Below are 6,627 nucleotides of genomic sequence, written 5' to 3' on the forward strand. Positions count from 1 at the left end.
CCTTTAAACCCTGGCAATTTGCTAATGTTCCTATGAATTGTTGGAAAAATGAAGCCTCTATTCAAGAGGCAATGGATGACTTCTTATTTAACCAACTCCATTTTCTATCCTATGAAGAGGCGTTTCTCAACATAAAAAGTCAACATTTCAATAATCGTCAGCTCACAGGTCTCTTTCAGATGGCTTTCGATGCCCAAATGAATAACGTAAAAGAATGGATAAAACGCCAAGAAGTGCAGAAAGCCAACTAAAAATGTAGACAACTATCTTTATTGACTCTTGTTTCTCTCTCTTTTCTTTATAAAAAGATAGGCAGATTCCGTAAAAAAAAGAGGAAAAGAGAGCACAAATAATTCAGCAACTTTCATTACCCGAAAAGGACTCACTGCATTGTATAATGCTTGAGAAACATCACATCCTTGAAAAATATCGATACCTATGGCTTTCATATTTAACACGCTCCATTTAGTAGCTTCTTCTTTTTCATATAGGATGATACAAAAAACATTTGTTAAATATTACATAAAAAAACTATATGTGGTTAAAATAACCGAAAATAAAGAAGGAGACTCAAATCTATGCCTTCGTTGTTTAAAAATGGAAAACTAAAAAAGACTCGCCAGAAACAGAGTGAAAATAACTCTATTGATAATTCAGTAGAACATATACAAGATTCCTTATCATCCAATCTCGATACGATTCAACAAAAAACGGGAAAGAGTTCAGATGTTGTGATCCGTCAGATAAAAATGGGAAGCAATTCCGATATAGAAACAGCGATTATCTATGTAGAGGGTATTGTAGACAATCAATCGATTCAAGAATTCTTACTGGAATCCATGATGAAAGATGATAAGAAAACAAAACTGAATAAGCAAAATGCGTTAGACCTGATTTCTGACGATATGATGACCATTGGTAACGTATCACACATCCATAACTGGAATGACTTGTTTTCAACCTTAATGGCAGGTGATACTCTTGTTCTAGTTGACGGAATAAATCAGGCACTGAGCGCCAGTACCAAAGGTGGAGAAATACGTTCGATTGCAGAATCGAATACTCAAATGGTGGTACGAGGTCCAAAAGGAGCGTTTACAGAGTCAATCGGGACCAATACAGCCATGGTACGCCGAATCATAAAGACCCCTGATTTATGGACAGAATCATTCAAGATAGGTCGTGCAACCAATACGGATGTGACGCTTATGTACATCCATGGGATTGCCAATGATCAAGTCRTTCAAGAAATCCGTCAGCGMTTAAAYAAAATTGATATTGATAGCATYTTGGARTCAGGTTATATTGARCAACTKATTGAAGATCAAACAGCGACWYYTTTTCCCACTATTTATAATACCGAAAGGCCTGATGTAGTGGCTGGMAATTTGTTAGAAGGGCGCATTGCTATTTTCGTTGATGGAACTCCTTTTGTACTRRTTGCCCCRGCTTTATTCATCCAATTTTTCCAGTCGGCTGAGGATTATTATGCCCGTTTTGACATTGCCACATCGATTCGTMTGTTACGMATTGCTATGTTTCTGATTTCTCTTATTGCACCTGCTACCTATGTTGCTGTCACGACCTTCCATCAAGAGATGGTACCCACAACACTTGTTGTAGCCATTGCTGCACAGAGAGAATCCGTCCCCTTTCCAGCATTCGTGGAAGCTCTACTCATGGAGATCACCTTTGAAATTTTACGCGAAGCAGGGATTCGATTGCCAAAAGCCATTGGTTCGGCCGTCTCCATTGTTGGAGCTCTTGTCATTGGACAAGCAGCTGTTCAGGCGAGTATTGTATCCCCAGCGATGGTCATTATCGTCTCTATAACGGCAATTGCGAGCTTTGCTACACCTTCCTTTGATATGGCTATTTCGGCTCGTTTAATTCGTTTTTTCTTTATGTTAGGTGCAGCTTCATTTGGTTTTTATGGCATTATCCTCTGTCTTCTCATGATGGTCGTTCATTTATGCAGTTTACGCTCATTCGGTGTGCCCTATATGGCGCCATTCGCACCATTTATACCCGTCAATAATGGAGATACAGTGGTACGACTACCCTGGTGGACATTAAGACAACGACCGAGATTAATTAGTGCAAATACGATTCGAGAAGGGAAAAATCAACGCCCTCATCCTCCCGCATCTCGTGGTATGGTGAACCGAGACTTTGAAGAAGGTGACAACAATGAAGCGTAAAGGAGTTCTTCTTTTATTGATGACAACGATGACACTCTTGCTCTCTAGTTGTTGGAGTAAAAAAGAGTTAACCGACCTGGCCATTGTATCAGCCATGGGCGTTGACAAAACGGAAGATGGGAGATATACCGTAACGCTCCAAATTATTAATCCAGGAAACGTGGCTGGAGGACTGGTAGGCGGAGGTAGTACACAAAGTCCACCTGTTACCATCTATTGGGATTCTGGCGATAATTTAGTTGAAGCAAGTAGACGAGCTTCAACTAGGATTTCACGACGTGTRTATTATGCACATACGAATCTGCTAGTTATTGGTGAAAAGTTAGCAAGAGAAGATGGGATAAACGTTTTGATAGATGCTTTTGATCGAGATCCGGACTTTCGAGCTACTGCCACTATGGTAATTGCAAATCATACAAGTGCAGCAAATCTGGTCAAAACATTAACACCCGTTGATAAAATCCCAGCGAATAAAGTGCTGAAAACGTTAGAATTCACAGAAAGAAAATGGGGAGAAAACGTAAAAGTATCACTTCAAGACGTCATGATGGGGCTCGACTCTCCTGGAGGAAAAGCCGTTGTAGGAGGATTTCGTATGGTTGGAGATCATAAGCAAGGACGAACGTTAGAGAACCTTCAAGAAAGTGCGCCTGAAGCAACGCTTCGATCTTCTGGAATTGCTGTTTTAAAACAAGGAAAGTTAGTGGATTGGCTGTATGGAAAAACAGCAAGAGGAACGGTATGGATTCTAGATAAAATTCAAGGCACCGATATTAATATTAATTGGGGAGGGAGAAAAGAAGCCATTGCTTATCAAACTGTCCGTCAAAAAACAAGTTTGTCTGCTCAAATGAAGAATGGACAACCTCATATTTCCGTTCATACCCGTGTTGAGGGAGATATTGGTGAAATGGATGTCCCTGTAGATATCACCAATCCAAATGTCATTAAAGAAATTGAACAATCCGTGAGGAAAGAAATTAAAAAAGAGCTGAAGAAAGCTATTGAACGTGGGCAAAAAGATAAAACAGATATCTTTGGATTTGGCGAAGTCATCCATCGTTCGAGGCCAAGTGAATGGAAAAAAATAAAATCCGAATGGAATGATGTGTACTTTCCAAAATCAAAAGTCGATATTACTGTCGAAGCATATGTCCGCCGCGCAGGTTTACGAAATAAGTCATTTCTTTCAGGAGTGAAAGAGAATGACTAATGAAAAGAATGGAGGTACCAATTGAATGGAAAAAGCTAAAATTAGTGCAGTTCAATTATTTATTTTAATGGAACTGTTTGAATTGGGCAGTGCTTTATTGGTACCTCTTGCCATAGATGCCAAACAGGATGCCTGGTTGGCAATTCTGCTTGGCATGCTAGGTAGCCTGGTTCTATTTTTAGTCTATCATAAACTGTATACCTATTATCCCGACCTCTTGCCTACAGAGTACATGCAAAAGATCTTAGGAAAAGTCCTTGGAACGATACTTGCCGTTATCTATGTTCTTTACTTTATGTATGATGCTTCAAGGGTTCTACGTGATTTTGGTGAGATGTTGTTAACCTTTGCCTATGCTGATACGCCTTTATTTATAGCGAATGCCTTATTAATGCTGGTCATTATTTATACCATTCGACAAGGAATTGAGGTTATTGCTCGATCAGGAGAGCTCCTGTTTATTTTTATGTATGCCCTGGCGATTGTTGGATTTATTCTGATTGTTTCTTCAGGTTTAATCGACGTTACACGCTTAAAGCCTGTGCTTGAAGAAGGCTTGTTACCAGTCCTAAAAGTGGCAGTGACTCAAACACTGTATTTCCCTTTTACTGAAGCAATTGCGTTTACAATGATTTTTCCCTATTTGAAAAATCCCAAGAAGGCAAAAGTAACCATACTGTGTGTAATCGGATTAAGTGGTATCAATCTAGCTCTTACCATGATGATTAATGTGAGCGTGCTTGGCGTAGACTTGACAGCACGTTCCCAGTTCCCTCTTCTTAGTACGGTACAAGCTATTCAAGTCGCTGATTTCTTAGAACGACTTGATGTATTTTTTATGCTCGCTTTAGTGATTGGTATTTTCTTTAAAATTAACGTGTTATTTTATGCAGCTGTCATAGGAACAGCTAACTTATTTAAAATTAAATCACCTTCACGACTTTCATATCCTTTGGGGCTAGTCATTCTATTTATGTCTATCACCATTGCAAGCAATTTCCAAGAACATCTCTATGAAGGAATTCAAATAATACCATTAGTTCTACAAATGCCTCTCTTCACCATTATCCCTCTTTTGCTTCTCCTTATAGCTTTCTTAAAAAACAGAAAGAAACAGGGAGGATAACAGATTGGAATGGCTAATTTTCATATAGGATATTGGCGTTATTGTTAAAATCCTTACCTATGAAGAGAAGACTTCTAGCTTAGAACTATCCTTACAACAGATCTGATGTTTCTAGGCGACTTCCAAAAAAGTATAAGTGATGAAAAGGTTAAAAAACGATTAAAGAGAGTAAAAGATCAATTTGAATAAGACTAAAAAGGAGGTTCCAGTTCAATGGAGAAAGCCAAAGTTAGTGCCAGCCAGCTCTTTATCTTGATGGTTCTGTTTGAACTGGGCACTTCTTTATTACTACCTATCGCTATGGAAGCAAAACAGGATGCCTGGCTTGCTATTTTACTTGGAATGGTAAGCAGTTTTATTCTATTTTTAATTTACCATAAGCCTTATTCGTATTATCCCAATCTCTTGCCTATGGAATACATGCAAAAAATCCTAGGGAAAGCAATAGGAAAGGTAGTTGCTTTCCTTTATATCTTTTATTTTATCTATGATGTAGCAAGGGTTCTACGTGATATGGGTGAAATGTTGTTAACCTTTGCCTATCCGGATACCCCTCTATTTATCGCCAGCGCTTTATTAATTCTTGTCATTATGTATACGGTTCACAAAGGAATTGAAGTAATCGCCCGATCAGGGGAGATCTTTTTCATCTTTATATATATACTTGCGGTCATTGGATTTATTCTGATCGTATGCTCGGGCCTAATCGATATTACGAACTTAAAACCCGTACTCGAAAAAGGACTGTTACCTATCCTGAAAACTGTATATACTCAGATCTTATATTTTCCTTTTGGAGAAGCCATTGTGTTTACAATGATTTTGCCTTATTTGAAAAATCCCAAAAAGGCAAAAGTGACGATGTTGTGTGCAACGGGATTAACAGGTATCAACTTGACTATTACCATGCTTATTAATATTAGTGTACTTGGGGTTGGTTTGACTGAACGTTCCCAGTTCCCTCTTCTTAGTACCATACAAAGCATCCAGGTAGCTGACTTTTTGGAACGGCTTGATGTTTTTTTTATGCTTGCTTTAGTTATAGGTGGTTTCTTTAAAATAAGCATATTGTTTTATGGGGCTGTCATAGGAACGGCCAACTTATTTAAGATTAGATCACCTTCACAACTTTCTTACCCTATAGGTCTCATCATTTTATTTATATCTATGATGATTTCTAGCAATTTTCAAGAACATATCCATGAAGGGATAGGGGTAGAAATGTTTGTTCTACAAATCCCTCTCCTTGTGATTATTCCTTCTCTTCTTCTTGTGGCGTTCCTAAAAAACAGAAAGAAACAGAGAAGGTAACAGGTTTATTTGCAGCGTTTTTCTGAAGATGAAGCGATTCGTACAATCCGTTTCCCCTCTATAAGCTAGTCCTTATCAATGTAGATTTAGAATATGTGAGGTGATTTTTTATGTACACTTGGTTTTATGATCATTTTGTTAATACCATTCTATTTCCTCTTACTTGTATAATGACGGTAGCTATTCTATTAAGTATATATGCATACTTTAAATTTAAAAAAGCAAATAACCAATAACTTTTAGTTAATAAGATAGCCATCATAAGGAGGTAATTGTCTAGTGGAAAAAGCAAAAATTAGTGGGAGTCAACTATTTACCTTAATGATGCTGTTTGAATTTGGAAGTGCTTTTCTCCTCCCTGTTGCTATAGAAGCGAAACAAGATGCTTGGCTATCCATTATGTTCGGAATGATAGGAGGAGGTATCCTATTTTTAGTCTACTATCAACTGTATCGTTACTACCCTGACTTATTACTTGTAGAATTCATCCCAAAAATTATGGGGAAATGGATTGGTCGTTTCCTTTCATTTCTTTATATTTTCTACTTTGCAAACCTTGCTGCCAGAGTCATTCGGGATTTTGGGGACATGTTATTGACATTTGCCTATCCTGATACTCCCTTATTTATTGTCAATGCGTTATTAATGTTTGTTGTTATCTATACCGTTAGTAAAGGAATCGAAGTTTTGGCAAGATCTAGTCAGCTTCTATTTATGTTAATCTACCTGTTTGCCATTTCTGGATTCATTCTTATTGTATGTTCTGGTTTAATTGA

The 6,627-nt window shown here is 37.8% G+C and carries 6 protein-coding genes and 1 pseudogene; 6 read left to right on the top strand and 1 reads right to left on the bottom strand.

The window, feature by feature from the left end; genetic code table 11:
• Positions 1–251: pseudogene (locus tag AC1D0Y_RS29165) on the top strand (hypothetical protein); the annotation flags it as partial.
• Positions 252–269: 18 nt separating this feature from the next.
• Here the strand turns inward: AC1D0Y_RS29165 and AC1D0Y_RS29170 are convergent.
• Positions 270–449: a YczF family membrane protein gene (locus AC1D0Y_RS29170; RefSeq protein ID WP_477708407.1), complete on the bottom strand. Its 180-nt coding sequence runs from the start codon at positions 447–449 to the stop codon at positions 270–272.
• A gap of 129 nt (positions 450–578) precedes the next feature.
• On the opposite strand from AC1D0Y_RS29170, the gene AC1D0Y_RS29175 reads away from it, so the two are divergent.
• The 5 genes from AC1D0Y_RS29175 to AC1D0Y_RS29195 form a co-directional block, all read left to right on the top strand.
• Complete coding sequence (locus AC1D0Y_RS29175; protein ID WP_477708408.1) at positions 579–2,201, top strand: spore germination protein; 1,623 nt, start codon at positions 579–581, stop codon at positions 2,199–2,201.
• Entirely contained in the window at positions 2,191–3,414 is a 1,224-nt protein-coding gene (locus tag AC1D0Y_RS29180; RefSeq protein ID WP_477708409.1) for a Ger(x)C family spore germination protein, read from the top strand. The genes AC1D0Y_RS29175 and AC1D0Y_RS29180 overlap by 11 nt, the downstream gene beginning before the upstream one ends.
• Before the next feature lie 25 nt (positions 3,415–3,439).
• Complete coding sequence (locus tag AC1D0Y_RS29185) at positions 3,440–4,540, top strand: GerAB/ArcD/ProY family transporter (protein ID WP_477708410.1); 1,101 nt, start codon at positions 3,440–3,442, stop codon at positions 4,538–4,540.
• A 213-nt stretch (positions 4,541–4,753) separates the two neighbouring features.
• A complete protein-coding gene (locus tag AC1D0Y_RS29190; protein WP_477708411.1) occupies positions 4,754–5,851 on the top strand; it encodes a GerAB/ArcD/ProY family transporter in 1,098 nt (365 codons plus the stop codon).
• A gap of 279 nt (positions 5,852–6,130) precedes the next feature.
• A partial coding sequence (locus tag AC1D0Y_RS29195) for a GerAB/ArcD/ProY family transporter (RefSeq protein WP_477708412.1) occupies positions 6,131–6,627 on the top strand: 497 nt, incomplete at its 3' end.

It is taken from the genome of Priestia sp. P1_B12_1 (genome assembly GCF_056406695.1).